General features: G+C 67.7%; 21 protein-coding genes. 13 read left to right on the forward strand and 8 right to left on the reverse strand.

Translation table 11 applies throughout. From position 1 onward, the window contains the following. Nucleotides 1-203 precede the first annotated feature (203 nt). The 8 genes from dnaA to dxs all read left to right on the forward strand — a co-directional run bounded on the left by dnaA (nucleotide 204) and on the right by dxs (nucleotide 9155). Nucleotides 204-1610: a chromosomal replication initiator protein DnaA gene (gene dnaA, locus E4M01_RS00005; RefSeq protein WP_245158314.1), complete on the forward strand. Its 1407-nt coding sequence runs from the start codon at nucleotides 204-206 to the stop codon at nucleotides 1608-1610. 130 nt (nucleotides 1611-1740) lie between these two features. Then, nucleotides 1741-2859, forward strand: coding sequence for a DNA polymerase III subunit beta (gene dnaN, locus E4M01_RS00010; RefSeq protein ID WP_135065906.1), 1119 nt, complete (start codon nucleotides 1741-1743; stop codon nucleotides 2857-2859). A gap of 145 nt (nucleotides 2860-3004) precedes the next feature. Then, nucleotides 3005-4123, forward strand: coding sequence for a DNA replication/repair protein RecF (gene recF, locus E4M01_RS00015; RefSeq protein WP_135065909.1), 1119 nt, complete (start codon nucleotides 3005-3007; stop codon nucleotides 4121-4123). A gap of 97 nt (nucleotides 4124-4220) precedes the next feature. Further along, nucleotides 4221-5630 carry a dihydrolipoyl dehydrogenase gene (gene lpdA / locus E4M01_RS00020; protein WP_135065912.1) on the forward strand — a complete coding sequence of 470 codons (1410 nt, stop codon included), beginning with the start codon at nucleotides 4221-4223 and terminating at the stop codon, nucleotides 5628-5630. A gap of 49 nt (nucleotides 5631-5679) precedes the next feature. Further along, the gene (locus E4M01_RS00025) at nucleotides 5680-5934 is read left to right on the forward strand and encodes an exodeoxyribonuclease VII small subunit (RefSeq protein ID WP_135065915.1); all 255 of its coding nucleotides are present in this window, start codon (nucleotides 5680-5682) and stop codon (nucleotides 5932-5934) included. Continuing rightward, nucleotides 5934-6278: a tRNA-binding protein gene (locus E4M01_RS00030; protein ID WP_135065918.1), complete on the forward strand. Its 345-nt coding sequence runs from the start codon at nucleotides 5934-5936 to the stop codon at nucleotides 6276-6278. The genes E4M01_RS00025 and E4M01_RS00030 overlap by 1 nt, the downstream gene beginning before the upstream one ends. Further along, nucleotides 6275-7189: a polyprenyl synthetase family protein gene (locus E4M01_RS00035; protein WP_135065921.1), complete on the forward strand. Its 915-nt coding sequence runs from the start codon at nucleotides 6275-6277 to the stop codon at nucleotides 7187-7189. Before E4M01_RS00030 ends, E4M01_RS00035 begins: the two co-directional genes overlap by 4 nt. A 55-nt stretch (nucleotides 7190-7244) precedes the next feature. Then, nucleotides 7245-9155 carry a 1-deoxy-D-xylulose-5-phosphate synthase gene (dxs, locus tag E4M01_RS00040; protein ID WP_135065924.1) on the forward strand — a complete coding sequence of 637 codons (1911 nt, stop codon included), beginning with the start codon at nucleotides 7245-7247 and terminating at the stop codon, nucleotides 9153-9155. Between the two features lie 4 nt (nucleotides 9156-9159). Here dxs and E4M01_RS00045 read toward each other — a convergent pair whose 3' ends face one another. Beyond that, entirely contained in the window at nucleotides 9160-10656 is a 1497-nt protein-coding gene (locus tag E4M01_RS00045) for a von Willebrand factor type A domain-containing protein (protein ID WP_245158315.1), read from the reverse strand. 448 nt (nucleotides 10657-11104) lie between these two features. On the opposite strand from E4M01_RS00045, the gene E4M01_RS00050 reads away from it, so the two are divergent. Continuing rightward, a complete protein-coding gene (locus tag E4M01_RS00050; protein WP_135065930.1) occupies nucleotides 11105-12940 on the forward strand; it encodes a monovalent cation:proton antiporter-2 (CPA2) family protein in 1836 nt (611 codons plus the stop codon). Nucleotides 12941-12952: 12 nt separating this feature from the next. On the opposite strand, the gene E4M01_RS00055 is transcribed toward E4M01_RS00050, so the two are convergent. Next, nucleotides 12953-13786 carry a metal-dependent hydrolase gene (locus E4M01_RS00055; RefSeq protein WP_135065933.1) on the reverse strand — a complete coding sequence of 278 codons (834 nt, stop codon included), beginning with the start codon at nucleotides 13784-13786 and terminating at the stop codon, nucleotides 12953-12955. 47 nt (nucleotides 13787-13833) lie between these two features. On the opposite strand from E4M01_RS00055, the gene E4M01_RS00060 reads away from it, so the two are divergent. After that, on the forward strand, nucleotides 13834-14433 hold the full coding sequence (locus tag E4M01_RS00060) for a TetR/AcrR family transcriptional regulator (protein WP_135065936.1): 600 nt from the start codon (nucleotides 13834-13836) through the stop codon (nucleotides 14431-14433). A gap of 22 nt (nucleotides 14434-14455) precedes the next feature. Here E4M01_RS00060 and E4M01_RS00065 read toward each other — a convergent pair whose 3' ends face one another. The 3 genes from E4M01_RS00065 to E4M01_RS00075 all read right to left on the reverse strand — a co-directional run bounded on the left by E4M01_RS00065 (nucleotide 14456) and on the right by E4M01_RS00075 (nucleotide 18769). Then, the gene (locus tag E4M01_RS00065) at nucleotides 14456-15556 is read right to left on the reverse strand and encodes a hypothetical protein (RefSeq protein WP_135065939.1); all 1101 of its coding nucleotides are present in this window, start codon (nucleotides 15554-15556) and stop codon (nucleotides 14456-14458) included. 71 nt (nucleotides 15557-15627) lie between these two features. Continuing rightward, entirely contained in the window at nucleotides 15628-15930 is a 303-nt protein-coding gene (locus E4M01_RS00070) for a PadR family transcriptional regulator (protein ID WP_135065942.1), read from the reverse strand. Nucleotides 15931-16588: 658 nt separating this feature from the next. Further along, nucleotides 16589-18769 (reverse strand): malate synthase G, encoded by a 2181-nt coding sequence (locus E4M01_RS00075; protein ID WP_135065945.1) that lies wholly within the window; start codon nucleotides 18767-18769, stop codon nucleotides 16589-16591. A 133-nt stretch (nucleotides 18770-18902) separates the two neighbouring features. On the opposite strand from E4M01_RS00075, the gene dusA reads away from it, so the two are divergent. The 3 genes from dusA (at nucleotide 18903) to E4M01_RS00090 (ending at nucleotide 22233) form a co-directional block, all read left to right on the forward strand. Next, nucleotides 18903-19937 carry a tRNA dihydrouridine(20/20a) synthase DusA gene (gene dusA / locus E4M01_RS00080; protein WP_135065948.1) on the forward strand — a complete coding sequence of 345 codons (1035 nt, stop codon included), beginning with the start codon at nucleotides 18903-18905 and terminating at the stop codon, nucleotides 19935-19937. Beyond that, complete coding sequence (locus tag E4M01_RS00085) at nucleotides 19934-20758, forward strand: sulfite exporter TauE/SafE family protein (protein ID WP_135065951.1); 825 nt, start codon at nucleotides 19934-19936, stop codon at nucleotides 20756-20758. The genes dusA and E4M01_RS00085 overlap by 4 nt, the downstream gene beginning before the upstream one ends. A 365-nt stretch (nucleotides 20759-21123) precedes the next feature. Continuing rightward, a complete protein-coding gene (locus E4M01_RS00090; protein WP_135065954.1) occupies nucleotides 21124-22233 on the forward strand; it encodes a DUF4917 family protein in 1110 nt (369 codons plus the stop codon). Between the two features lie 38 nt (nucleotides 22234-22271). Here E4M01_RS00090 and E4M01_RS00095 read toward each other — a convergent pair whose 3' ends face one another. From E4M01_RS00095 to E4M01_RS00105, 3 genes are all read right to left on the reverse strand, one after another. Beyond that, on the reverse strand, nucleotides 22272-23000 hold the full coding sequence (locus E4M01_RS00095; RefSeq protein ID WP_135065957.1) for a hypothetical protein: 729 nt from the start codon (nucleotides 22998-23000) through the stop codon (nucleotides 22272-22274). 6 nt (nucleotides 23001-23006) lie between these two features. Further along, the gene (locus E4M01_RS00100; RefSeq protein WP_167765441.1) at nucleotides 23007-23504 is read right to left on the reverse strand and encodes a Panacea domain-containing protein; all 498 of its coding nucleotides are present in this window, start codon (nucleotides 23502-23504) and stop codon (nucleotides 23007-23009) included. Nucleotides 23505-23696: 192 nt separating this feature from the next. Further along, a complete protein-coding gene (locus tag E4M01_RS00105) occupies nucleotides 23697-25352 on the reverse strand; it encodes an ADP-ribosylglycohydrolase family protein (protein ID WP_167765443.1) in 1656 nt (551 codons plus the stop codon). Nucleotides 25353-25392: the final 40 nt, after the last annotated feature.

A 25392-nucleotide genomic window follows, 5' to 3' on the forward strand; every position in this document is an offset into this window, starting at 1 on the left:
TGAAGACGGTGCGACGCCGATTTGATCGCGCCGGGTTGGAGCTGTCTGTTCGAGAGTGCGATCCCCCCCGCAAAGCCACCGGCTTCGCGGGACAGGAGAGATCGTCCCGAATGCACGGCCTTCCGAAGGGCGCGGTTCGGTTGGTTTTTCTTTCTGCTGCGGGGCAGGCGGTGATGGTGGGGGCGGTCAGAATGGCGGGTGGCATGACGGATCCGGAACATATCTGGACCGAGGCGGCGGGGCGTCTGAAGACCGAGATCGGCGACGGTCCGTTCAGCTCCTACATCGCGCCTTCGGCGGTGCGTCCCGACGGTCAGGGCAATCTGGTCCTGGTGACGCCGACGGCCTACGCCCGCGACTGGGTGCGCAAGAACGCGCTGCGCCGCATGAACGAGCTGTGGCTGGGCCTGGACGGCTTGAACCGCCGCCTGGAGGTGCGCTGCCGCGCCGAGATGGGCTCGGTCCCGCCGCTGGCCTCGCGCTCGACGCCCGCACCGGCCAACAGCAATGTCGCGTCCGGCCCTCTGCCGACCGTGGCCCCGGTCGCCGACGGCGCCCGCGCCGTGCGCGCCGCCGGGCTGCAGGACCGCCTGACGTTCGACAGCTTTGTCGAGGGTCAGGGCAACGCCTTCGCCTTGGCCATCGCGCGCCAGACCGCGGCCTGGGCCGACGGCCATTTCAACCCGATCTTCTTCTGCGGCCCCTACGGCTACGGCAAGACGCACCTGCTGAACGCCATCGCCTGGGAGGCCCAGCGCCTGCGCCCGGACGCCAAGGTGGTCTATCTGACCGCCGAACGCTTCCTGTCGACCTTCATGCGCGCCATGCAGGATCGGTCGATGGCCGCCTTCAAGGACAGCCTGCGCTCGGCCGACATGCTGCTGCTGGACGACGTGCAGTTCGTGGGCGGAAAGACCTCGACCCAGGAAGAGCTGCTGTCGACCCTGACGGCGCTGATCGAGGACGGCAAACGCATCGTCCTGTCGGCCGACAAGCCTCCAATGGCGCTGAGCGAGATCGAGCCGCGCCTGCGCAGCCATCTGTCGGCGGGCCTGACCTGCCCGGTGGAGGCCGCCGACCGGTCGCTGAAGATCGCCGTGGCCGAGAACCGCCTGCGCGCCCTGGCCGGGCTGGGCGTGATCCAGGGCGAGGCGCGCCCCGAGGTGCTGCAGCACCTGGTGGACCGCACCCCCGGCTCGATGCGCGAGCTTGAGGGCGCGGTGAACACCCTGGCCGCCGCCGCCGGTGCGCGCCTGTCGGGCCTGTCGCTGGACGAGGCCCAGGCGCTCCTGGGCTCGGCGCTCCGCACCGGCCCGGAACGCCGCATCACCGTGGACGAGATCCAGAAGACCGTGGCCGAGCATTTCAGCCTGAAACAAGCCGATCTGCTGAGCGAGCGCCGCACACGCGCCATCGCCCGTCCGCGCCAGATCGCCATGTATCTGTGCAAGCAGAACACGACCCGCTCCTATCCCGATATCGGCCGTCGTTTCGGCGGACGCGATCACACGACCGTCCTGCACGGCGTGCGCAAGATCGAGGAGCTGATGGCGTCCGACGAGCAGATCGTGCGCGACGTCGAGACGCTGACCCGCAAGCTGCGGGGCTGAAGCCTCACACAGGCGGGGACAAGCTGTGGACGCCGTTTCGGCTTCCTTGCCCTCCCCGCCTGATCCGCTAGTGTCCAAGCCCCTCTAGTCGCGGCGACGCTTGAGTCGCCGACCCGGGCGAAGACGACACATGCAACTGACCATCGAACGATCCGCGCTGCTCAAGGCCCTGGGCCACGTCCAGAGCGTCGTCGAACGCCGCAACACCATTCCGATCCTGTCCAATGTGCTGCTGTCGGCCGGACGCGACCGCCTGGCCTTCGCCGCCACCGACCTGGACATGGAGATCGTCGACGAGGCCGAGGCCCAGGTGAACGTCGAGGGCCAGATCACGGCCCCGGCCCACACCCTATACGAGATCGTGCGCAAACTGCCGGACGGCGCCGAGGTCAGCCTGACCTATTCGGGCGACGACCCGCGCCTGGTGGTGTCGGCGGGCCGATCCAAGTTCAACCTGCCGGTCCTGCCGGCCGGCGACTTCCCCGTCATGTCGACCGACACGGCCGGCGCGCGCTTCGCCCTGCCCAAGGAAGACCTGGCGCGGCTGATCGACAAGACCCGCTTCGCCGTCTCGACCGAAGAGACGCGCTACTATCTGAACGGCCTGTATCTGCACACCGTGGCCGAGCAGGGCATCCCCCTGCTGCGCGCGGTGGCGACTGACGGTCACCGCCTGGCCCTGGCCGAGACCCCGGCGCCGGACGGCGCGGCCGGCGGCCCTGGCGTCATTGTGCCGCGCAAGACCATCGACCAGGTCCGCAAGCTGCTGGACGACGGCTCGGGCCCGGTCGAGATCCAGGTCAGCCCCCAGAAGATTCGCTTCGAGTTCGGCCAGGCCAGCCTGACCTCCAAGGTCATCGACGGGGCCTTCCCCGACTATCTGCGCGTCATCCCGCGCGGCAACGACAAGCAGGCCGACATCGACAACTCGGTCTTCGCCTCGGCGGTCGACCGCGTGGCCACCATCTCGGCCGAGAAGAGCCGCTCGGTGAAGCTGGCCTTCGACAACGACCGGGTGAAGCTGACCGTGCGCAACATGGAAGCCGGCCAGGCCGAGGAAGAGGTCGAGATCGGCTATTCCGAAGAGCCGTTCGAGATCGGCTTCAACGCCCGCTATCTGCTGGACGTCGCCGGCCAGATCACCGGCGAGACCGCCCTGTTCAAGTTCGCCGACCCCGCCAGCCCGACCCTGGTCCTCGATCCGGGCGATCCGGGCGTTCAGTACGTGCTGATGCCGCTGCGGGTGTGATCTCAGTGGCGAGTGGCGAGTGATCAGTGGCCAGTGCGTCTGCCGCTGTCGAGCCGTGATCAAGGCGGTTTGCGTGCTGGCTGGGACGACCGATATCGCACAGCCATCTCACCACTCGCCACTAATCACTCGCCACTGACCACCCTTGATCACCTCCCTCACCCTCACGGATTTCCGGTCGTACGAGACCGCCCGGCTGGAGACGGCCGGCGGGGCGGTGGTGCTGCATGGGCCGAACGGCGCGGGCAAGACCAATCTGCTGGAGGCGATCAGCCTGCTGACGCCGGGCAAGGGGCTGCGCGGGGCGACAGCCGCCGAGATGGGCCGCAGAGAGCCCGGCGAGGCGTCGGGGCGGGCCTGGGCCGTGGCGGCGACGCTGCAAGGCCCCGAGGGCGAAACCAAGCTGGGCACCGGCGTACAATCGGCCGGCGCGGCCCGGCGCATCGTGCGGATCGACGGAGAGACAGCGCCGCCCGGACGGATGCTGGACCATCTGCGGCCGATCTGGGCCACGCCCGAGCAGGATCGGCTGTTCTCGGACGCCCGGGCGGCGCGCCTGCGCTTCTTCGATCGGCTGGTGTTCGCCGCCCTCCCCGACCACGCGGCGACCGTGGCGGCCTATGAGAAGGTTTTGAGGGAGCGGCTGCGGCTGCTGACCGACGAGGGACGGCCCGCTGATTCACTGTGGCTGGACGCGCTCGAGGCGCGGCTGGCCGAGACGGGCGCACGCGCCGCGGTGGCGCGGGCCCAGGCGCTGGGCGCGTTGCAAGGCGGGATCGACGCGCGCGGCGACCGCCCCTTTCCCCAGGCCGACCTGGGACTTCAGGGCGAGGCCGAGCAGATGGCGCTGGAAGGCGCGGACGAGGCCGACATTCTCGGGCGGATCGGCGAGGGTCTGGCGCGCAGCCGCGCGCGAGACGCGGCCGCTGGCCGTTCGTTGTACGGCCCGCATCGTTCGGACCTGACGGCGCTTCATCGCGAGAAGAACCGGCCGGCGGCCGAGGGCTCTTCAGGCGAGCAAAAGGCCCTGGTGCTGAACCTGATCCTCGCCCAGGTCGGCCGGCTGGCGGGCCAGGCCGCGCCGCCCGTGCTGTTGCTGGACGAGGCGCCGGCCCATCTTGACGCCGATCGCCGCGCCGCCCTGTTCGACGAGATCGAGGCGCTCGGGCTGCAAGCCTTCATGACCGGCACCGAGGCCGATCTGTTCGACGCCCTGCGGGGGCGCGCGCAGTTCGTGCGGGTCGAAGGCGGACGCCTGGCCTGACACGCTCGGAAACTCCATGTGCGGGGCTGCCGGTTGACCCTCGCGGGCCTGACGCTAGTGTCCGCCCGCCTTCCCCGCGCCCGATCCAGAGGACCCCATGGCCGACGCACAATCCGCATCCTACGACGTGGTCATCATCGGCGGCGGGCCGGGCGGCTATAACGCCGCCATCCGCGCGGGCCAGCTGGGCCTCAAGGCCGCCTGCGTCGAGATGCGCGGCACGCTGGGCGGCACCTGCCTGAACGTCGGCTGCATGCCGTCAAAGGCCCTGCTGCACGCGTCGGAGCTCTATGACCTGGCCAACTCCGAGTTCGCCGGCATCGGCATCGAGGTAAAGCCCAAGCTGAACCTGGGCCAGATGCACAAGGCCAAGGACGACAGCGTCGCGGGCCTGACCAAGGGCATCGAATTCCTGTTCAAGAAGAACAAGGTCGACTGGATCAAGGGCCGCGGCCGCATCGCTGGCAAGGGCAAGGTCGAGGTCGAGGGCGACGCCGGCAAGACCGTGCTGGACGCCAAGCACATCGTCATCGCCACGGGCTCCGAGCCCACCCCGCTGCCGGGCGTCGCCTTCGAGGCGGGCAAGGTGATCGATTCGACCGGCGCCCTGGCTCTGCCGGCCGTGCCCAAGCATCTGATCGTCGTCGGCGCCGGCATCATCGGGCTCGAGCTGGGCTCGGTCTGGCGTCGTCTCGGCGCCCAGGTGACGGTGGTCGAGTTCCTGGACCGCATCACGCCGGGCATGGATTCCGAGGTCGCCACCGCCTTCCAGCGCGGCCTGACCAAACAGGGCATGAGCTTCAAGCTGGGCGCCAAGGTCACCGCCGCCAAGTCGGTCAAGGACGGCGTCGAACTGACCGTCGAGCCCTCGGCCGGCGGCGCCGCCGAGACGCTGAAGGGCGACGTGGTCCTGGTCGCCATCGGCCGCCGGCCCTACACCGCCGATCTGGGCTTGGAGACGGTCGGGATCGAGACCGACAAGCGCGGCTTCATCGCCAACGACCACTTCAAGACCTCGGCCGAGGGCGTCTGGGTCATCGGCGACGTGACGCACGGCCCCATGCTGGCCCATAAGGCCGAGGAAGACGCCGTCGCCGTGATCGAGCTGATCGCGGGCAAGGCCGGGCACGTCGACTATGATCTGGTGCCCAGCGTCGTCTACACCGCCCCGGAAGTCGCCTGGGTCGGCAAGACCGAGGACCAGCTGAAAGAGGCCGGCGTCCAGTACAAGAAGGGCAAATTCCCCTTCGCCGCCAACAGCCGCGCCAAGATCAACCACGAGACCGACGGCTTCGTGAAGGTGCTGGCTGACGCCGCCACCGACCGCGTGCTGGGCGTCCACATCTTCGGGCCTCAGGCCGGCGAGATGATCGGCGAGGCCTGCATCACCATGGCGTTTGGCGGCTCGTCCGAGGACATCGCCCGCACCTGCCACCCCCACCCCACGCGCTCCGAGGCCGTCAAACAGGCCGCCATGGGCGTCGAAGGCTGGACCATGCAGGCCTGATCCGCCTTGCCGGTTGCCGCGTCAGGCCGGCCCTTCTAGGTTGCCGGCCATGACCGACGCCGCACCCCAGACCATCGACGACACCCTCAGCTTCGAGGCCGCCCTGGCGCGGCTGGAGACCATCGTGTCGCGGCTGGAATCCGGCCAGGCGCCGCTGGAGGAATCCATCGCCCTGTACGAAGAGGGCGCGCGGCTGAAGGCCCATTGCGAGGCGCGGCTCAAGGCCGCCCAGCTGCGGGTCGAAAAGATCGTCGTCGGCCCCGACGGCGCCGCGCGCGGCGTCGAGCCGGCGGACTTCGGCTGATGACGGCGCCGGTCATCAGCTTCGACGATTTTCAGAAGGTCGACATCCGCATCGGCCGTGTGGTCAAGGCCGAGCCTTTTCCCGAGGCGCGAAAGCCCGCCTTCAAGCTTCAGATTGATTTCGGACCCGAGATCGGCGTCAAGAAATCCTCGGCTCAGATCACCAAACACTACACCCCCGACCAGCTGGACGGCCGGCTGGTGGCCGCGGTCGTGAACTTCCCGCCGCGCCAGATCGGGCCGGTGATGAGCGAAGTGCTGACGCTCGGCTTTCCAGACGCGGACGGCGAAGTGGTTCTGGTCGGGGTCGATCGCGACGCCGTCGTCGGCGGGAGGCTGTTTTGACCGTCCTGGCCGCCAACTCGCCCGAACAGGCGGTGATCGACCGCGTCGCCGAGACCGCCGACCTGGTCACGGTCGCGCTCGACGAGCTGCTGCCCCGCGCCGACGGGCCGGAATCGCGCCTGACCGAAGCCATGCGCTATGCGGCGCTGGGTCCCGGCAAACGCCTGCGGCCCTTCTTCGCCCTGGAGGCGGCGCGCCTTTTCGAACTGGACGAGCGCGCCGTGCTGCGCGCCGCCTGCGCCCTGGAGTGCGTCCACGCCTATTCGCTGGTCCACGACGACCTGCCCTGCATGGACGATGATGACATCCGTCGCGGCCGGCCGACGCTGCACCGCGCCTATGACGAGGCCACGGCGGTGCTGGCGGGCGATGCGCTGCAGACCGCCGCCTTCGACATCATCCTGCACGAGGACACCCACGAGGATCCGGCGGTGCGCTGCGAACTGGCGGCGCGGCTGTCGCTGGCCTCGGGCGCGCGGGGCATGGCCGGCGGCCAGATGATCGACCTTATCGGCGTGCGCGACGACCTGGGCGGGGTCGCCCGGATGCAGCGTCTCAAGACCGGCGCCCTGTTCGCCTACGCTTTCGAGATCCCGCTGATCGTCGCCGACGCCACCAACGCCCAGCGCCACGCCCTGATCAGCTTCGCCCACGACGTCGGCCTGGCCTATCAGATCGTCGACGACCTGCTGGACGTCGAAGGCGACGAGGCGGTCATGGGCAAAAAGGGCGGCGGCAAGGATGCCGAGCGCGGCAAGACCAACTTCGTCACCCTGCTGGGCGTCGATCAGGCGCGACATAGGGTCGCGCACCTGGCCGACCAGGCCCGCAGCCACCTGGACCTGTTCGGGCACGACGGCGAAATCCTGAAGGCCAGCGTCGACTATGTGCTGAGCAAGCGCCGGGGCTAGGAAAGCCGCCCTCGCATCCCCGCTCGCCTGTCGAGCCGTGAATGGCTAGAACACTCTGATGCTCGATACTCCGCTTCTCGACACCGTCACCTATCCCGCCGACACGCGCGGCCTCTCGACCGAGCAGCTGGCGCAGCTGGCCAGCGAAGTGCGCGCCGAGGTGATCGACGCCGTGTCGGTGACCGGCGGCCATCTGGGCTCGGCGCTGGGCGTGGTCGAGCTGACTGTCGCCCTGCACCATGTGTTCGAGACGCCCAAGGACATCCTGATCTGGGACGTCGGGCATCAGTGCTATCCGCACAAGATCCTGACCGGGCGGCGCGACCGCATCCGCACCCTGCGCCAGGGCGGCGGCCTGTCAGGCTTCACCAAGCGCGCCGAGAGCCAATACGACCCATTCGGCGCGGCCCACGCCTCGACCTCGATCTCGGCGGCTCTGGGCTTCGCCGCCGCGCGCGACGCCAAGGGCCAGGACAACCGCGTCGTGGCGGTGATCGGCGACGGCTCGATGTCGGCGGGCATGGCCTATGAGGCGATGAACAATGCGGCCGAGACCACCGGCCAGCTGACCGTCATCCTGAACGACAATGACATGTCGATCGCGCCGCCCGTCGGCGGGATGAGCGCCTATCTGGCGGGCCTTGTCTCGGGCGGCGCCTATCAGAATTTCCGCCGCTTCGGAAAGAAGGTGGCGGAGCACATGCCCCGCCCCTTCCGCAACGCCGCGCGGAAGGCCGAGGAATACGCCCGGGGCATGGTCACAGGGGGCACCTTCTTCGAGGAGCTGGGCTTCTATTACGTCGGGCCGATCGACGGCCACGACATGGAGACCCTAGTCCCCATCCTGGAGAACGCGCGCGACATCACCGACCGTCCAGTGCTGGTCCACGTCGTGACCCAGAAGGGCAAGGGTTACGCCCCAGCCGAAAGCTCGGCGGACAAATACCATGGGGTGGTCAAGTTCGACGTGGTGTCGGGCCAGCAGGCCAAGGCCAAGTCCAACGCGCCCAGCTACACCAAGGTCTTCGGCACCGAGCTGATCAAGCACGCCCGGCGCGACCCCTCGATCATCGCCATCACCGCAGCCATGCCGGGCGGCACCGGCATCGACCTGTTCGGCCAGGCCTTCCCCGAGCGCACCTTTGACGTCGGCATCGCCGAGCAGCACGCCGTGACCTTCGCCGCCGGCCTGGCTGCAGACGGCATGAAGCCGGTGTGCGCCATCTATTCGACCTTCCTGCAGCGCGGCTACGACCAGGTGGTGCACGACGTGGCCATCCAGTCGCTGCCCGTGCGCTTCGCCATGGACCGGGCGGGCCTGGTCGGCGCCGACGGGGCGACCCACGCGGGCAGCTTTGACATCGGCTATATGGGCGCGCTGCCGGGCATGGTGCTGATGGCCGCCGCCGACGAGGCGGACCTGGCCGCCATGATCGCCACCAGCCTGGAGATCGACGACCGGCCTTCCGCCTTCCGCTATCCGCGCGGCGACGGCGTGGGCGTCGAGATCCCCGAACTGGCCGCCCCGCTGGAAATCGGCCGCGGCCGTATCGTGCGCGAGGGCACGTCCGTCGCCATCCTGAGCCTGGGCACGCGCCTGCAGGAATCGCTCAAGGCCGCCGAGCTGCTGGCCGCGCGCGGCGTATCCGCCACCGTGGCCGACGCCCGCTTCGCCAAGCCGCTGGACGCCGACATGATCCTGCGCCTGGCCCGCGAGCACGAGGCCCTGATCACGGTCGAGGAGGGCGCCATGGGCGGCTTCGGCGCCTTCGTGCTGCAACTTCTGGCCGCGAAGGGCGCGCTGGACACGGGCCTGAAGGTCCGCACCCTGCATCTCCCCGACGTCTTCCAGGATCAGGACAAGCCCGAGCTCATGTATGCCGCGGCCGGCCTGAACGCCGAGCACATCGCCGACGCGGCGGCGCGCGCCATGGGCCTGGACGCCAGCCGCGCAGCGCGGGCCTGATCGCTCAAGGCTCTCGTCGGGCTGGCAGCCTTTCGGCCGACCGCGCCATCTGCACGAAGGCGGCGCGCTCGCCATAGGGATCGTCGCCCCGCGCGCCCTGCGCCTGGTCGATGATGCGGTCCCAACTATAGTCGGCCGACATCCAGGGATCGCCCCTCAGCTTCTGGCCGAAGGCGGCGACGGCCAGGGCCCAGCGGGTCGATTCCGGCGGTTGGGCGCTGACGCGGCCGGTCGCGCGGTTGGCGATCACCTGCTGGATCAGCTCAGAGCGGGCCTGCCCCGGCTGTTTATAGCGGACCTGAACGAAGCCGATCTCGCCCGACGGGTCGCCCCCGCCCCTGCCGATCCGGTTTTCCGGGTAGCGGCGCTCGCCCATCTGGGTCGGACCGCCGACGGGCGTGATTTCGTACAGGGCCGTAATGCTGGCGCCCGAGCCGACCTCACCCGCGTCCACCGCGTCATTGGCGAAGTCCTCTTCGTTCAGCAGACGCGTCTCGTAGCCGATCAACCGCCACTCCGCGACGCGGGCCGGATTGAATTCGACCTGGATCTTCACGTCGTCGGCGATGGGGAAGGCGCCCTTGTCGAACTGCGGCCCAAACAGGCGGCGTGCGTCGTTCAGGTCCCCGACATAGCCCGCCACGCCATTGCCAGCCTGGCTGATCGCCTGCATCCGCGCGTCCTGATAGTTTCCGCGCCCGAAGCCGTAGACCGACAGATAGATGCCGGTCCCGCGCTTGTCGGCGACGTAGTCCTCCAGCCGCTTGTCATCGGTGACCCCGACGTTGAAGTCGCCGTCGGTGAACATCAGGATGCGGTTGACCCGGTTGCGGGCCAGATTGGCCTCGGCCTGGTCATAGGCGTTGGTCATGCCGCGCGCGCCGGCCGTGCCGCCCCGCGCGACCAGGCTCTCGACCGCGCAGCGCATCCTCAGCTTCTGCGAGCCGGGCGTGGGCGCCAGCGTCGTGCCGGCCCCTTCGGCGTAATAGGTGACCGCCACGGTGTCCTCGGGCCGCAGCCGGTCGATGACCAGGTTCATCGACCGCTTGGCCAGCTCCAGCTTGTCGGCGCTGGCCATCGAGCCGGAGACGTCGACCAGGAAGGTCAGGTTCAGCGGGCGGCGCTCACTGGCCGGCAACTCATAGCCCTGCAGGCCGACATGGACGATCTGGCGACCGTCGGACCAGGGCGAGGCGACCACCGCCGTGGTCACGGCGAAGGGCTCACGCGCCGATCGCGGCCGGGCGTAGCCGTAGTCGAAGTAGTTGATCATCTCCTCGACGCGCACGGCGTCGCGCGGCGGCGTCCGCCCCTCGTCGATGAAGCGCCGGACGTTGGCGTAGCTGGCGGTGTCCACGTCGGCCGACAGGGTCGACACCGGTTCGTCCGCCGTGCGCTTGACCGGATTGGGCGTGGCGGAGGGATAGCGCTCGGTGTCGAGGCGCGGCTCGACAAGGGCCCCAGGCGGACCAGGGCGACTGCGCGAGCCGGTTACGACCATGTCCTGCGATGGCGCTACGCTCAGTGAAGGCGGCGGCGGCGGCGGCGCAGGCGGAGGCGGAGGCGGCGCGATCGGGGGAGCGGCCTCGGCGGCGCTCCGGAAAGGCGCGGGTTGCGGCGTCGGGGCCGTGCGCGTCAGGCGCGGAGGCGCGGGGGGCCGCAAATCGAAACCCAAGGGCGCGCACGCGGCAGCGGTTGGGGTTCCGTCTAGCGGCTGCAACGACGTGGCGGGCGCGGGCGCGGCGCCTGGCAAGGTCAGACCCAGCCCCAGCCCGATCACGACCCCACTCCTTGCCCGACGCGTCAGCATGATCATTCCTCCCGGTAGAGAGGTCATCGGGCGGACGCGGTTCGGCGAAACTGTGGCGAAGCGGCGTTTCGTCGCGGTGATCCCTCGCCATCGTGTCCTTTCGGCCCCACTATGCGGTGACGCTTAGTGGGAAGACGCCATGGCCGATCCGCACACTGGTTTGAACCTGGGCCACGCAGCCGCCCTGCTGCTGGCCGGCGTCGTGGCGGTGCCGATCTTCCGAAAGCTGGGGCTGGGGTCGGTGCTGGGCTATCTGGCCGCCGGCCTGGCCATCGGGCCTTTCGGCCTGGGAGTCATCGGCGAGCCACAGACTATTCTGCACGTGGCGGAGTTCGGCGTGGTCATCTTCCTGTTCATCATCGGGCTGGAGATGCGGCCGCGAAGGCTGTGGAATCTGCGGCGCGAGATCTTCGGTCTGGGGGCGGCCCAGGTCACAGTCTGCGGCCTGCTGCTGACCCTGACCGCCATGGCCTTCGGCGTGTCCGCTCCGATCGCCTTCGTGGGCGCCATGGGCTTCGTCCTGTCGTCGACCGCCGTCATCATGCAGATGGTCGAGGAGCGCGGCGAGCTGAGCTCGCCATCGGGCCAGCGCGCCGTGTCCATCCTGCTGCTCGAGGACCTGGCCATCGTGCCCCTCCTGGCCATCGTCGCCGTGCTGGCTTCGGTCACCGGCGTCTCGCACGAGACCGCCCCGCCGCTGTGGAGGACCATCGTCCTGGCCCTCGCCGCCGTCGCCGGCGTGCTGATTGCGGGGCGATGGCTGGTCAATCCGGTGTTCCGCTTCCTGGCGCGCTATGGAGGCCGCGAAGTCATGACGGCCGCCGCCTTGTTGGTGGTGGCCGGCGCCGCCTGGGCCATGCAGATGGGCGGCTTGTCCATGGCCATGGGCGCCTTCCTGGCCGGGGTGCTGCTGTCGGACTCGACCTTCCGGCATCAGCTGGAGGCCGACGTCGAGCCGTTCCGCGCCATCCTGCTGGGGCTGTTCTTCCTCAGCGTCGGCATGTCGCTGGACATGGCGGTGGTGATCGCCGACTGGCGCATCGTCATCGGCGGGGTGATCGCCTTCATGATCGTCAAGGCGATCGGCATCTATGTCATCGCGCGCCTGTTCAAGGCGTCCAACCGGGAGGCGATCGAGCGTGCGGCCCTGTTTGCGCAAGGCGGGGAGTTTGCCTTCGTCCTGTACGCCGCGGCCCTGACCGCCGGACTGTTCGACGCCCGCACAGGCGCGGCCCTGACGGCCATCGTCATCCTGTCCATGGCCCTGACGCCCCTGACCACCCTGCTGCTGCGCTTCCTGCCGGAGGAGCGCGGCGTCTCGGCCGAAGACGCCGACGGGGTCGACGCCGCCGACGGCCTGAAAGGGCGCGTGCTGATCATCGGCTTTGGCCGCTTCGCCCAGGTGGTGTCCCAGCCCCTGTTGGCGCGCGACGTGGACGTGTCGATCATCGAGAACGACGTTGAGATGATCCAGGCCGCCAGCCAGTTCGGCTTCAAGGTCTATTACGGCGACGGCACCCGGCTGGACACACTGCGGGCCTCGGGGGCCGAGCGCGCAGAGGCCGTGCTGGTCTGTGTCGACAAGCCCGAGGCCGCCGACCGCATCGTCGAACTGGTCAAGGAGGACTTCCCCCACACCCGCCTGTTCGTGCGCGCCTATGATCGCGGCCACTCGATCCGCCTGATCCAGGCCGGCGTCGACTATCAGGTGCGCGAGACCTTCGAATCCGCCCTGCGCTTCGGCCAGACGGTGCTGACCGAGCTGGGCCTGGACGAGGAAGAGGCGGCGGAAACCATCGCCGAAGTGCGCCGCCGGGACGAGGCGCGGCTGGATCTGCAGTTGACGGGCGGCCTTCAGGCCGGCCGCCAGCTCATGCGCGGCAACATGGTCACGCCGCAGCCGGCGCCCTACGTCACCCCGCGCCGCGAGGGCCGGCTGCTGAACGAAGAAGAGGTCGAGGCGGCCGAGACCTAGGCGGCCATGCCCTTAGGCAGCTTGGGCCAGGCCCTGCTCCGCCTCGGCGATCAGGGCGCGGTCGTCGGTCTGCCACGGATGGAAGCCCGGCCGGTAGAAGCCGAGGTAGTCGGCTAGCACCAGTCGATACAGCCCCGGCTTCAGCCACAGCCACTGGAACAGCTTGAGCCGGGCGCGCACGCCCGTGATCCCGTCCTGGGCCAGCAGCATCAGCGTCGTCCTGCGCACGGTCGAGGTGAACAGCAGCGTGCTCAGCACCATGGCCCGGCGCCGCAGGTTCCACCGCTTGAACGGAGACAGATCGGCCAGGGCGTGCATCAGCACGTCGTAGGCCACCGCCTTGTGCTCGATCTCCTCGATCGAGTGCCAGCGCCACAGCCGCGCCAGTTCGTCGGGCGCATCCCTCAACAGCTCGGGCCGCGCCAGCAGGGCGTGCGCGAAGGCGGCGGTGAAATGCTCCAGCGCCACGGTCGCAGCCAGCTGGGCGATCGGCGGGCGCGAGCGGGCCAGCGCCAGGCGCGCCTCGACAAAGGCCTCGGCCGCCTCGGTGTCGTAGCCGGCCTGGCGGGTGATGGCGTTGAAGGCGATGTGCTCGCGCGTGTGCGCCCCCTCCTGCACCACGAAGGCGCGGACCTGCTCGCGCAGTTCGGGCGGGCAGTCCTTTTCGAAGCGGCGCACCGACTGGATGAAGAACCGCTCGCCGTCTGGGAAGGTCAGGCTGAGCGCATTCATGACCGCCGTGCCGACCGGATCGCCCATCCACCACCGCGGCGTGGACGGCTCGCGCTCGATTCTGAGCGGCCGGGGGGTTATCTCCAGATCGGCGGGTGAAACGTGAACCGTCATGACGGGCCTTTCGCAGCAGGCCGCCACAATGGGATTAGCTGACATCGATGTCAACTAAACAGAGCCCCGCCCCGCGACGCCGCGGCGCCGTCGCGCGCGAAGAGGCGGTCTCCGCCGCCCGCGACCTGGTCATCGAGGGCGGCCCCTCGGCCATGACGCTGAAGGCGGTGGGCGAGCGCATGGGCGTGGGCCACGCCAATCTGATCCACCATTTCGGCTCGGCCGCGGGCCTGCAGGGCGCGGTGATGGACGCGATGATGCGCGACCTTGCCGAGCGGCTGGGGCCCGAACTGGACATGCGCGAACCGGGCGTGGGCGCCCAGCGCCATATGCTGGACGCGGTGTTCGAGGCCTTCGACGGCGGCGGCGCGGCCCAGGTCGCCGCCTGGCTGGCCCTGGCGCGCGAGACGGAGCGCTCAGACTCCTTCGCCGCCGTGGTGCGCGACCTGGCCGAACGCCTTGCCCGGCTGGGCGGCGACGACCCCGCCGCCCGCGACAAGGCCCGCCGCCTGGTCCTGATCGCCGCCTATATGGCCTTCGCCGACGCCCTGATCGGCCCGGCCCTCAAGACCATGCTCGACGCCCCCGCCGACGAACCCCGCGACCTGGCCCTGGCGGCGGCGAGGGGCGTGATCGAAGGGGCTTGAGGACTTCAGTCTTCGGCCCGGCTTAAAGAACGCCGGGAACGGGGCCGGGACCTTGCAGCAAGGCGCTGTCCATCCGCGCTTGCGGCCCTGCTGACGCCGACGAGGATCCGCCGGCCGCGGCCGCACCTCGGCTCGACAGGCGCCAGGCCCGCGGAAGGCCGATGGCGGCGAGCACATAACCGATGATCGCGCTGCCCCCATAGGCGACCAGGGGCGCCGGGTAATCCGCCACGATCGCGGCGATGATGATCACCGCCCACACAGCGCCAAAAGCAGCGTGCGCCTCTCGATGCTTCGGATCCCTGACGACGCCAAGAATAGCGGGCACGACCAGCAGCAGGGCGCCGATCCAGACCGCAGACCCTGCCCAAAGGCTGGTCGAAAACGCCGTTTGGAAAACGCGATCCACAAACGGCGTCGGCGGCACGACGTCCGGCCTGACCAGTGCGACCGCAAAGCTCGCCGCCGCCACGGCGAGACAGACCAGGCTCGTCCTGTCACGGGTCACAATCAGGGTGGCGGCCAGCCCCGCTACCAGCGCTCCGGCCATCGCCCGATCCGGCTGAAGCGCCAGAGCGACGGCGGCAAGCAAAACCCCTAATCCCGTCAGAACGGTTCGACACCGCGCGAAGCCGACCACCAGAAGAGGAAGCAGGACAAGGCTCGGCTGGATCGAGAGGCCGCCGATGATGATCCAGCGGCGGGCGCCGGACGCTTCGTCGCCGAAGGCGGCCGTCAGAAGCAGTGACGCGCCGATCAAGACTGCCAGAATACCAGCCAGGGGGCGGTCGAGAGGGTCGCGACCCTGAAACGGCAGGGTGAGCACCAAGCCGGCGACAAGAGCGGCGAGGTTCATGGTGATCATGGCGCCGGGCGCGCCCGCAAGCCCGAGGTAAGCCAGGCCAAGGACTGTGGCGGCCACCGCGCATATGAGCGTAACGGCTCGGCCCTGCCCGAAACTCTGAAGCGACATCGCAGATACCTCCGGTGCTGTTCCGCTGCCTGGCGACAGCGCCTGCTGAAATGAATGTCTCACGCCCGTCTTCGCCGCCCAGGCCGCGCATCCGACCGCGAAAAGGAGCGCCGCGCCGGGCTGGTCGATGGCCTCTGCCTCCCGGGCCATGGCCTCGCTCCAGGGCCGCAGATGCGGCGGCGTCCAGGATCGGCAAGCGCGCATGATCCGGTCGGCCGCCCTCATGCGAAGCGCCCCGCCGGCAGGGCGTCAGGTGCAGTGGCCGGAGGGTTCTCGGCCGCCAGCTTTCGCCCGGCCGCCGTAAGGCGATACGCATGTCGCGGCGGACGCCCGCCTTCAGCCGGCAGCCATTGCGCCTCCAGATGGCCCTGGCTCTCCAGACGGATGAGCAGCGGATAAAGCGTTCCCGATTTCAATCCGGTCGCGCGACACAGGTCGTATCCGTGCGACCACCGCGGCCCGGCGTCGGCGAGCATCGCCAGCAGCAGGCGGGCGGCGGGTGAGGGGGCGCGCGTTCGGGTCATGCCAAAAACTCTACATATGTAGAGTTAGAGTCAAGCGTGTTTCAGCGCTGCCTCGTCAGGCGATCATTCTGCCGAATCGCCTTCGCCCGCCGCCTGGTGCTGATCGGGGCAAAACCGGGCCTTCGCCGCCCCCTGATCGGCCTGGCCCTCAACACCATGCTCGGCGTCCCGCGGACGAATGCCGCGATCTGGCCCGGCGGCGGCGAAGGGGGTGATTGAGGGGAGCGTGACTCTCTCGGAAAACTCCCAGGCAGGCGCGTTCAGCGCTGCCGCAATCCAGGTAGTGGACGTAACCCGAGAATACTTTTCAAGACGTCCAGCGTCGTTCGTCTCGCAACTTCCTGATGGCGAATCGAACTGCCCACACACCCGAACGAAGCCAAATCACCGCCATCGCCACGGCCATCAAGCCCGGGCCGATCTGCCCCTCAGTCCACGCGACTACGGCAGACCTCCAGGTCACCCAAGCCGCCAGGGAGCCTATCGCCAAGCCTAAGAGGACGGTCATTCCGACATTGAGCAGACGGGCGGCTCTCTCTTCAATTCCGTCTTGCATGGCGGGCCTGCGCTTTATTTCGGACAATGAATTTCAGTTTGGGTTGGAGCCTCACTTCAGACCATAAGACCACACTTTCCGCCACAGCTCGGCGATCAACGTTCAACCGACACCTCTAGATGCCAAGCGACGCGTGGCCGCCCTAGCCCCCGCCTTCGCCCGTCGCCGCCATTCCGTCAGCAGAAACTCCGTATAGCCGTTGGGCTGGGCCTCGGCCTTGAGCACCAGGTCGCAGGCGGCCCTGAAGGCGGGGCCGTCGAAGGCGGCGGCCATGGGGCGATAGGCGGGGTCGTCGGCGTTCTGGCGGTCGACCACCGCGGCCATCCGCTTCAGCGCCGCCAGCACCTCGGCCTCGGTGGTCACGCCGTGGCGGATCCAATTGCCCAGATGCTGGCTGGAGATGCGCAGCGTGGCCCGGTCCTCCATCAGCCCCACGTCGTGGATGTCGGGCACCTTGGAGCAGCCGACGCCCTGGTCGATCCAGCGCACGACATAGCCCAGCACGCCCTGGCAGTTGTTCTCGATCTCCTGGCGCACCGCCTGGGGCTCGAAGTTGCTTTCGGCCAGCGGCGGGGTCAGGAGAGCCGACAGCGGCGGCGCGGCGCGGTCGCGCAAGGCGTCCTGCACCTCGGCCACGTCCACGGCGTGATAGTGCAGCGCGTGCAGGGTCGCCGCCGTCGGCGACGGCACCCAGGCGGTCGAGGCGCCGGCGCGCGGGTGGCCCAGCTTCTGCTCCAGCATCTCGGCCATGCGGTCGGGCGCGGCCCACATGCCCTTGCCGATCTGGCCCACGCGCTCCAGCCCCGTCGCCAGGCCGGCGTCGACGTTGCCGTCCTCATAGGCCTTGATCCAGGCGGTCTGGCGCATGGCCTCCTTGCGCACCACCGGCCCGGCCGCCGTCACCGAGCGGACCTCGTCGCCCGTCCGGTCCAGGAAGCCGGTGTTGATGAAGACGATGCGCCGCCGCGCGGCGTGGATGCAGGCCCTCAGATTGACGCTGGTGCGCCGCTCCTCGTCCATCACCCCCATCTTCAGCGTCAGGGGCGGCAGGCCCACCATCGCCTCGACCCGGTCGAACAGGGCGTCGGCGAAGGCGACCTCGTCCGGCCCATGCATCTTGGGCCGGACCACATAGACCGAGCCCGCCGCGCTGTTGCGGGCGTCCGGCGCGCGGTTCAGGTCGATGCGGCCGATCAGGCCGACGATGGCGATGTCCAGCAGGCTTTCGGGGATGTCGCGCCCGTCGCCGTCCTTCACCGCATCGGTCATCAGATGAAGGCCGACGTTGCGCACCATCAGAAGCGCCCGACCCTTCAGCGTCCGTTCGCCCCCGCCTGGCGCCCGATAGGTCCGATCCGCACTCATCCGCCGCGTCAGGGTGCGCCCGTCCTTGACCAGGTCGGCCGACAGGTCGCCGCGCATCAGGCCCAGCCAGTTGCGATAGACCAGGGCCTTGTCCTCGGCGTCCACGGCCGCGACGCTGTCCTCGCCGTCGGCGATGACGCTCAGCGCCGACTCCACCAGAATGTCGGCCACGCCCGCCGCGTCGTCGCGCCCGATGCGGTGCGCGCGGTCGATCACGATCTCCAGGTGCAGGCCGTTGTGGACCAGCAGCACGGCCTCGGGCGCGTCTTCGCTTCCGCGCCATCCGGCCAGGGCGGCCGCGTCCTTCAGGCCCGTCTCGCCCCACGGCCCTTCGATGACCAACCGTCCGTCCGCGATGCGATAGGCCGTCGCCTGGGCGTGCGAGCCCTGGCTCAGCGGCGCGGCTTGGTCCAGCAGAGCCCTGCCCTGCGCCACGGCCTTGGCGCCCCGCTCCGGGTCATAGGCCCCGGCCGGCGGCGGCCCGCCCAGCGCGTCGGTGCCGTACAGCGCATCATACAGGCTGCCCCACCGCGCATTGGCGGCGTTCAGAACATAGCGGGCGTTGGTCAGGGGCACGATCAGCTGCGGCCCCGACAGGCGCGCCACCTCGTCGTCCACGCCCGTCGTCTCGACCCGGAAGTCGCGCGGCGCCTCGGTCAGATAGCCGATCTCGCGCAGGAAGGCCTGGTAGGCCTCAGGCTCCGGCGCGCCCGGATGCGCCCCGTGCCAGTCGTCCAGCCGCGCCTGAAGCTCGGCTCGCCGGTCCAGCAGCGCCCGATTGCGGGGCGCGAACTCGGCCAGAAGCTCGGCGAAGCCGCTCCAGAAGCCGTGCGCCGTCACGCCAGCCTCCGGCGCGATCTCGTCCACCAGCGCCTCGATTTCGGGCGCGATCGTCAGTCCGTGCGTCGTGTCAGCCATGTCATCCCCGGGGAGGCGGTTCGACGAACCCTAGCAGCCTGCCCCGGCGTCAGCTGAAATAAAAAGTGATAACGGCGGCTCGACCTTGATCGAATTCGCACCAAGACCCCGCCCGGTGTAGAGAGCGCGCCTGATGTCCGACCCCGCATCCTCGCCCGACCCGCTGGCCCGCGCCCGTCGCCTGTCCGTCGCTCCGATGATGGACTGGACCGATCGGCATTGCCGCGCCCTTCACCGCGCCCTGTCAGCCGAGGCGCTCCTCTACACCGAAATGGTCACGGCCCCGGCGGTGATCCACGGCGACCGCGAACGGCTGCTGGGCTTCGACGTGCTGGAGCATCCGGTTGCCCTGCAGCTGGGCGGATCGGACCCGGCGCAGTTGGCGCAGGCTGCCCGCATTGGCGAGGACTTCGGCTACTACGAGATCAATCTGAACGTCGGCTGCCCGTCTGACCGGGTGCAGTCCGGCCGGTTCGGGGCCTGCCTGATGCGAGAGCCCGAACTGGTGGCCGAATGCATGGCCGCCATCGGTGACGCCGTCTCGGTCCCCGCGACCGTCAAATGCCGCATCGGCGTGGACGATCAGGATCCCGAGGTCAGCCTGTTCGCCACCGTCGACGCCTGCGCCGCCGCGGGCGTCTCGGTCTTCATCGTCCACGCCCGCAAGGCCTGGCTGAAGGGTCTGTCGCCCAAGGAGAACCGCGACGTGCCGCCCTTGGACTACGCCCTGGTCCGCCGGCTGAAGCGCGAGCGGCCGCATCTGTCGATCTCGATCAACGGCGGCGTCGGCTCGCTGGACGAGGCGGAGGCGCATCTGGATGCGGCTGACGGCGTCGCGCTGGACGGGGTCATGATGGGCCGCGCCGCCTATCACGAGCCGGCCCTGCTGGGTCAGGTCGACCGTCGCCTGTTCGGCGCAGCGCGCGACATCGACGCCTTCGAGGCGCTGGAGCGCTATCGCCCCTATCTGGCGGCCCGCCTGGCCGAGGGCGTCGCCCTGCCCGCCATGACGCGGCATATGCTGGGCCTGATGCACGGCCGGCCGGGCGCGCGCGCCTTCCGCAGAATCCTGACGGTCGAATCCATCGCGTCCGGCGCCGGTCTCGAGGTCGTCGACCGCGCCGCCGAGGCTGTGCGCGAAGCCGAAGCCCGGCGCGAGGCGGCGTGAGCCTGGATCTGATCGGTGAATACGCCCTGCTGATCATCGCCCTGGCCGGCGCGGGCGCCGTGGCCGGGGTCATCGGCGGCCTGTTCGGCGTGGGCGGGGGCACGGTGTTGGTGCCCGCCCTGTTCTACGCCTTTTCAGTCATGGGCGTCGGCGGCGAGAGCAATCTGCACGTCGCCATCGGCACCTCGCTGCTGACCATCGTCGCCACCTCCTGGCGGTCGCTGGCGACCCACCGGGCCCACGGCGCGGTGGACGAGGTGGTGCTCAAGAGCTGGACGCCCTGGGTGGCCTTCGGCGGCCTGGTCGGGGCCGCCATCGCGGGCCTGGCCTCCATGGAGGGGCTGGGCCTGGTCTATGGCGTCTGCCTGATCCTGGTGGCCGCGCAGATGGGCCTGTTGCCCGAGCGGTTCGTGCTGCGCCGCGACCTGCCCGAACGCTGGGGCCGCAGAGCGTTGGGGACGGCCATCGGCCTGCTCTCGGCCATGATGGGCGTCGGCGGCGGCAGCCTGGGCGGCATGACCATGACCCTGTGCGGCCGCCCGATCCACCAGGCGGTGTCCACGGCCGCCGGCTTCGGCCTGGCCATCGGCGCGGCATCCGCGGTGGGCTTCGTCTTCTTCGGCTGGAATGCGGGCGGCCGTCCGCCCCTGTCGCTGGGCTACGTCAATGTGCCCGCCGCCGTCATCATGGGCCTTCTGACCGCCCTCACCGCTCCCATCGGCGCGCGCCTGGCGCACCGGCTGAACAAGGCGGTGCTGCGCAAGGCCTTCGCCGTCTATCTGCTCGTCGCGGCGCTTTCGGTGGTCATCAAGGCCCTTTGATCCGACGAGCGCAGCTCAGGATCGGAAGGAGAATGGCGCGCCGCCGTGGACGAAGCTGAGAACTATTCTGCTAGCGTCGCCTTGGCTAGCTGAAGTCCAAAACGCGGCAGTCTCGGTCGCTCGGTTGAGAAGGATTCGCGCGCCTTGGGGCTCTGGCGTCGATTGGCCCCGACGGATGATGCCGAGAACTCGCGTGCGAGATTGGCACTCGATGGCTGACCTCTGGGGTGCGCCATAGTTAGATTTTGTCGCCAGCCCGAAAGCGGAGACGCCAGACGGCCGCACTGACGACCAGTTCGGACTTTTCCTGACCTTTGCAGTTGTGCGACCATCGTCATCACTGACCAACAATAAGAGATCGCTCCGTGCCGGGAATTTCGTTTCAGGAGGCGCTGCGACGCTCAGAAAACCAAAAGCGTCACTTGCTGTTAGGCAACGGCTTCAGCATTGCCCTGTTTGCTGACCGATTCCGCTATGCGTCTCTCTTGGAGAGCACCGACTTCAGCCACAACCACGCCGCACGCCAAGCCTTTGACGCACTAGGGACCACCGATTTCGAGGTCGTAATTCAAGCCCTGCGGCAGATGGTGACCTTGGGGTCTCTCTATGGCCTAGACGAGCGCCAAGCCACCCAAATCGCGAATGACGCCGAAGCTCTGAAGGAGTTGCTCGTTCAAGCCATCGCCGGCCGCCATCCTGACCGGCCCTCTGAGATCAACGAAGGCCAGTATGCATCCTGTCGGCGCTTCCTAGCCCACTTCGGTGGCGAAGGCCGAAGAGGTCGACCTGATCGCCGGGGCCACATCTACACGCTCAACTACGACCTACTGCTCTATTGGACTTTACTCCACGACCATGTCTTGCGGTGGGATGAAGCTAATCCGCTGGCCGCCGTCTTTGAGCCGACAGAGGTTATTCGGCACGACGATGGCTTTCGCGCGCCGCCAGACGATTGGGACGCGCCGTACGTGACTTGGGACGGCGAAGCAAATCACAGTCAATGCGTGTTCTTCCTGCATGGTGCGCTCCATCTCTTCGATCATGGGTTTGATCTGCAGAAGATTTGCTGGGAGCGCGCTGGAGGCCGGCCGCTTGTGGATCAAGTTCGCGAAGCGCTGGATGGCGGTCAGTTCCCGCTTTTTGTGTCGGAAGGTTCAAGCGCCAGCAAATTGAACCGCATCAGGCATTCCGGCTACCTGCACAAAGGGCTTCGCAGTTTCTCGGAAATCTGCCGTAAGGAGGGATCGGCGCTCTTCGTGTTTGGCCATTCATTGGCCGCCAACGACGTACACATACTCGACCATATCGTCCGGGGCAGAGTGCCGGTCGTCTACGTCAGCATGTTTGGCAACGAAGACACCGAAGAAAATCGCGCACTGGCTGCGAACGCTGAGCAGCTTGTGCGTTCGCGCGGTGAGCAATTTCCGCTCGAAGTAGTCTTCTATGACGCCGCGTCGGCGCACGTCTGGAACTGACCGCAAGCGGCGCAACTCCACGCTCATCCGGACACGAGCTACTCGGTGATGCCACCTCGGGGGTCGAACAGGTCCGGACCGCGATCTTGGGGCTTCCGTTCGGCCTTCTGCGCCTCCCTCCGCTCAACCTTTCTCGCGCTGTGAATCTCAAAAGCCGCGAGCAGGATACGCAGAGCGTTCTCCAGCTCCGCCGCTGACACAATCCCGAGGTCGTCGCCGTTGGTAACCTCAACCTCGCGTCCAGCACGCGGCGTCTTCTCCCGCAGGTCCACCCACTCCAAGGCCGCGTCTTTGAAGTCACCGACGAAGAACGTCTGACGCAAGATCGTATTGAAGATGGCGCGCTGGGTCGGATCAAGGGTCCGGCCTTTCCAGCACTGTGCCCAGAGCACCCTCAGGCGACCCTCTTCCACCCAGAACCCCGACGGCCGCACCGGGATGGATACGCCGCTGCCGATGGGGAACAGGTAGTGTTCGCACTCGCGGAACCAGGGCACCTTCTTCTCGGCGGCATAGGGCGCGAACGCTGTGACGAGCCCTCTGTTGGGCGCGATGTTCTTCTGGTGCTTGTCTGCCGCCACCTGGCGCAGTGCCCACTCAAGCGATTGACCTTCCATCAACGGCTTGAAAAGCTTGCGTCCGGGATCGAGCGAAAACGGAATCTGCGCGAGGTCGAGTTTCTCCATCTCCAAGACGGTGGCCTTGATCGTGGGTCTGATCAGGGCCACGGCGTGTTGGAGAGAGGGGGTTTTGCGCAGGTCGGCCATCAGCGGTTACACACGCCTCCTTAAGATATCGCGGTAATATGATTCGGTCAGCGAATCCGGGATGACCATCCCCGGCATTGGGCGGCCTTCAGCCGCGGTCCATACCTGATCCCACGGCGCCCCCGGCTCGTGAGTCTTCTGGACCAACCAGAAGGCGGATTTGGTCCCGTAGAACTTCGTAATCTGTTCGACATGCTGGCGCTCTTGGTCACTAAGTCCGACTTCGACCGGTACGTCCTGTCCCGTCGCTAAGTCGATACGAGTCAGTCGCCCTCTGATTGGCTTGTCCCCAAACGTCCGGAGCTGTCGGTAGACTTGAGGATGGACCGGCCCGTGCTGCCAAGCCTCAAACGCGGAGTCCACCAGTGGCTCGTTGTACTGGGCGAGATACCAAGCGTGCGCGAAGTAGATGATCTTGTTCAAAGGCAGGTTGGACAGCGACAGGCCGTATGCCTCGGCGACGTCGAGGACGGCGTTCGCAATCTCCCTGACGTCTCTCGCCAACCTAGTATCCCTCAAGCTCGCACTGGGCGACTGGATCTATCACCCTCCACCATAGAGCAGTTCGCGATATGTTCCAGCGGCCAACGACCACCACAGGCTAGGTAATGGGAAAAGGAGCCTGCCAGGACACTGGGTGTCCAAGGCCCTATACGTCCTAGGATGCTCCGTGACCCGTGTCTCGCGATCCGGTGCTCAACCTCGCTTTTTCCGCGCAATCTGCGCCTTAGCAACGATAGCGGAGAAGGCGACAGCCATCTGGATCGATCCAGAAACGCGCACGATCCGATTAAAACACTCCCCTGTAACCAGGGGATCAAAGTTGGACCGGATAACACGATCAGTCAGCCCATCGATGAAGTCATCGGGGTCCTTTGGCGTTGGCTCCGGCGGCGCAGGGCTCGCACTCGATTCGTTGCTTGGGGTTCGCAGGCCGCCAATGTTTCCGAGCGGTAGACTTGGTTGGCTGTCCCCAGGTTGGCCAATGACACGAAGAGGCTTTACCGTAACTGCCGAAAGCCGGGGGCCGGGCAACAGTTTGGCAGATAGCGTTCGCGGTGAATTTCGGTGCTTTGCTAGTACCGTTTGACCGAACGGTAGCTGCATCCACTGCCAGACGGTATCCCTCGACGCCATCGGCTCGCTCTGAGGTTCTAGCTCCCCGAGACCCGCCATCCCCAACCGACCATCGGACACAAGACCAACTGCATCGGCTTGGCTCTGTGGTGCCTGCCAAGCCGCTATGTCCGGGTAGTTAAAATGATCTGCTTGATCGCCGACACGAATAGAGAACATGCGCGACGCTTCTGCGATCAAATAATCCCGATCCTGAATGGGCCAAGTAGGTGCCGCCCCCTCCAAGGCGCCCATCATCGCACCGGTCATGGTGCCGATCGTATCCGTATCGCTCATTAGCGCATTGGCGGAGGTCACGACTGCAGCTTGGGCACCGTTGTCTGCATGCAGGAGGCACAACACGCTGGCTGCCATTGCAGTGATGGTGCCCGACCCTCGCAAACGAGGCTCGAAGGCTCCTAGGCTCTCCAATACATCTTGGTAGCGCGAAGGATCAACACTGCGTGCAATGGGTGCAATTGCGTCGAGCTTGCGATGAGCTTCCGTTAGATGATCGTTCAATGCGCTTTCGAGCGAAGAGCTGCCCTCGTTCTCCCAGGCAGGAATCCAGAAGGCAGCGATATGCCTATCGCCGGAGAGAATCTCTGGCAGCTTCTCAAGCTCGCCCAGCAATGCATGCATCGCCTCCACGTCAGGGGCACGCTTTTGCTGAAGACAATATTCCAGGGCGAGGGCATGGAAGGCCGCGCCGACAAACCCATGGACGTGTCCATGCGATGTTATCGCGTTCCGACATACGTCGAGCAACAGTGGTGATCGGGCAGCCGCACCATGACACCACACGTGCGGTTGGACCCGCATCGCCGCGCCATTGCCTCCGCCATTCATGTAGCTTTGGTCTTTGGACTTGAAGAAGTTCGAAAACCAATTCACGTCCTGCCGGACTAAATTCGCCGACGCGGCCTTGCTCCCTCGACCTGCCCCCAAAGCGTAGTTTGGCCAGACGGTGAGCTCTATCTTCGCAAACGTCTCAGGATCAAAGATGCCATCGCCTCTGATCGATCGCGAGGTAGCCAATCTGAGTTGAGTGTCATCGGAATAGGTCCCGGCAGGGAGCTTCGCATCGACGCCCCAAGAACCCCCGATCTTCCGTTTCCAGTCAACGGGCTTTTCGATCCGTGAGCGACCAACGCGGCGCTTAACACCCGCGCCATCGACAAGCTCGGTAGTCCAGCCAAGCGAATCGCCAGCAGCCGCCCAGAGGGCAGAATTCACTATATCGTTGAGGCTAACGCCTGGCGAAATCACCCTCACA

This window comes from Brevundimonas sp. MF30-B, from assembly GCF_004683885.1.
In the GTDB taxonomy this organism is placed as follows: Bacteria; Pseudomonadota; Alphaproteobacteria; order Caulobacterales; family Caulobacteraceae; genus Brevundimonas.

Bases quoted from the DNA above. Each gene is read 5' to 3' on its own strand.
- E4M01_RS00065 (WP_135065939.1), bottom strand. From the start codon at position 15,556: ATGGCCCGGGAGGCAGAGGCCATCGACCAGCCCGGCGCGGCGCTCCTT.
- dnaA (WP_245158314.1), top strand. From the start codon at position 204: ATGACGGATCCGGAACATATCTGGACCGAGGCGGCGGGGCGTCTGAAG.
- E4M01_RS00030 (WP_135065918.1), top strand. From the start codon at position 5,934: ATGACGGCGCCGGTCATCAGCTTCGACGATTTTCAGAAGGTCGACATC.
- dnaN (WP_135065906.1), top strand. From the start codon at position 1,741: ATGCAACTGACCATCGAACGATCCGCGCTGCTCAAGGCCCTGGGCCAC.
- lpdA (WP_135065912.1), top strand. From the start codon at position 4,221: ATGGCCGACGCACAATCCGCATCCTACGACGTGGTCATCATCGGCGGC.
- E4M01_RS00095 (WP_135065957.1), bottom strand. From the start codon at position 23,000: ATGGCCGACCTGCGCAAAACCCCCTCTCTCCAACACGCCGTGGCCCTG.
- E4M01_RS00045 (WP_245158315.1), bottom strand. From the start codon at position 10,656: ATGGTCGTAACCGGCTCGCGCAGTCGCCCTGGTCCGCCTGGGGCCCTT.
- dusA (WP_135065948.1), top strand. From the start codon at position 18,903: ATGTCCGACCCCGCATCCTCGCCCGACCCGCTGGCCCGCGCCCGTCGC.
- E4M01_RS00055 (WP_135065933.1), bottom strand. From the start codon at position 13,786: ATGACGGTTCACGTTTCACCCGCCGATCTGGAGATAACCCCCCGGCCG.
- E4M01_RS00060 (WP_135065936.1), top strand. From the start codon at position 13,834: ATGTCAACTAAACAGAGCCCCGCCCCGCGACGCCGCGGCGCCGTCGCG.
- E4M01_RS00050 (WP_135065930.1), top strand. From the start codon at position 11,105: ATGGCCGATCCGCACACTGGTTTGAACCTGGGCCACGCAGCCGCCCTG.
- E4M01_RS00025 (WP_135065915.1), top strand. From the start codon at position 5,680: ATGACCGACGCCGCACCCCAGACCATCGACGACACCCTCAGCTTCGAG.
- E4M01_RS00075 (WP_135065945.1), bottom strand. From the start codon at position 18,769: ATGGCTGACACGACGCACGGACTGACGATCGCGCCCGAAATCGAGGCG.
- E4M01_RS00070 (WP_135065942.1), bottom strand. From the start codon at position 15,930: ATGACCCGAACGCGCGCCCCCTCACCCGCCGCCCGCCTGCTGCTGGCG.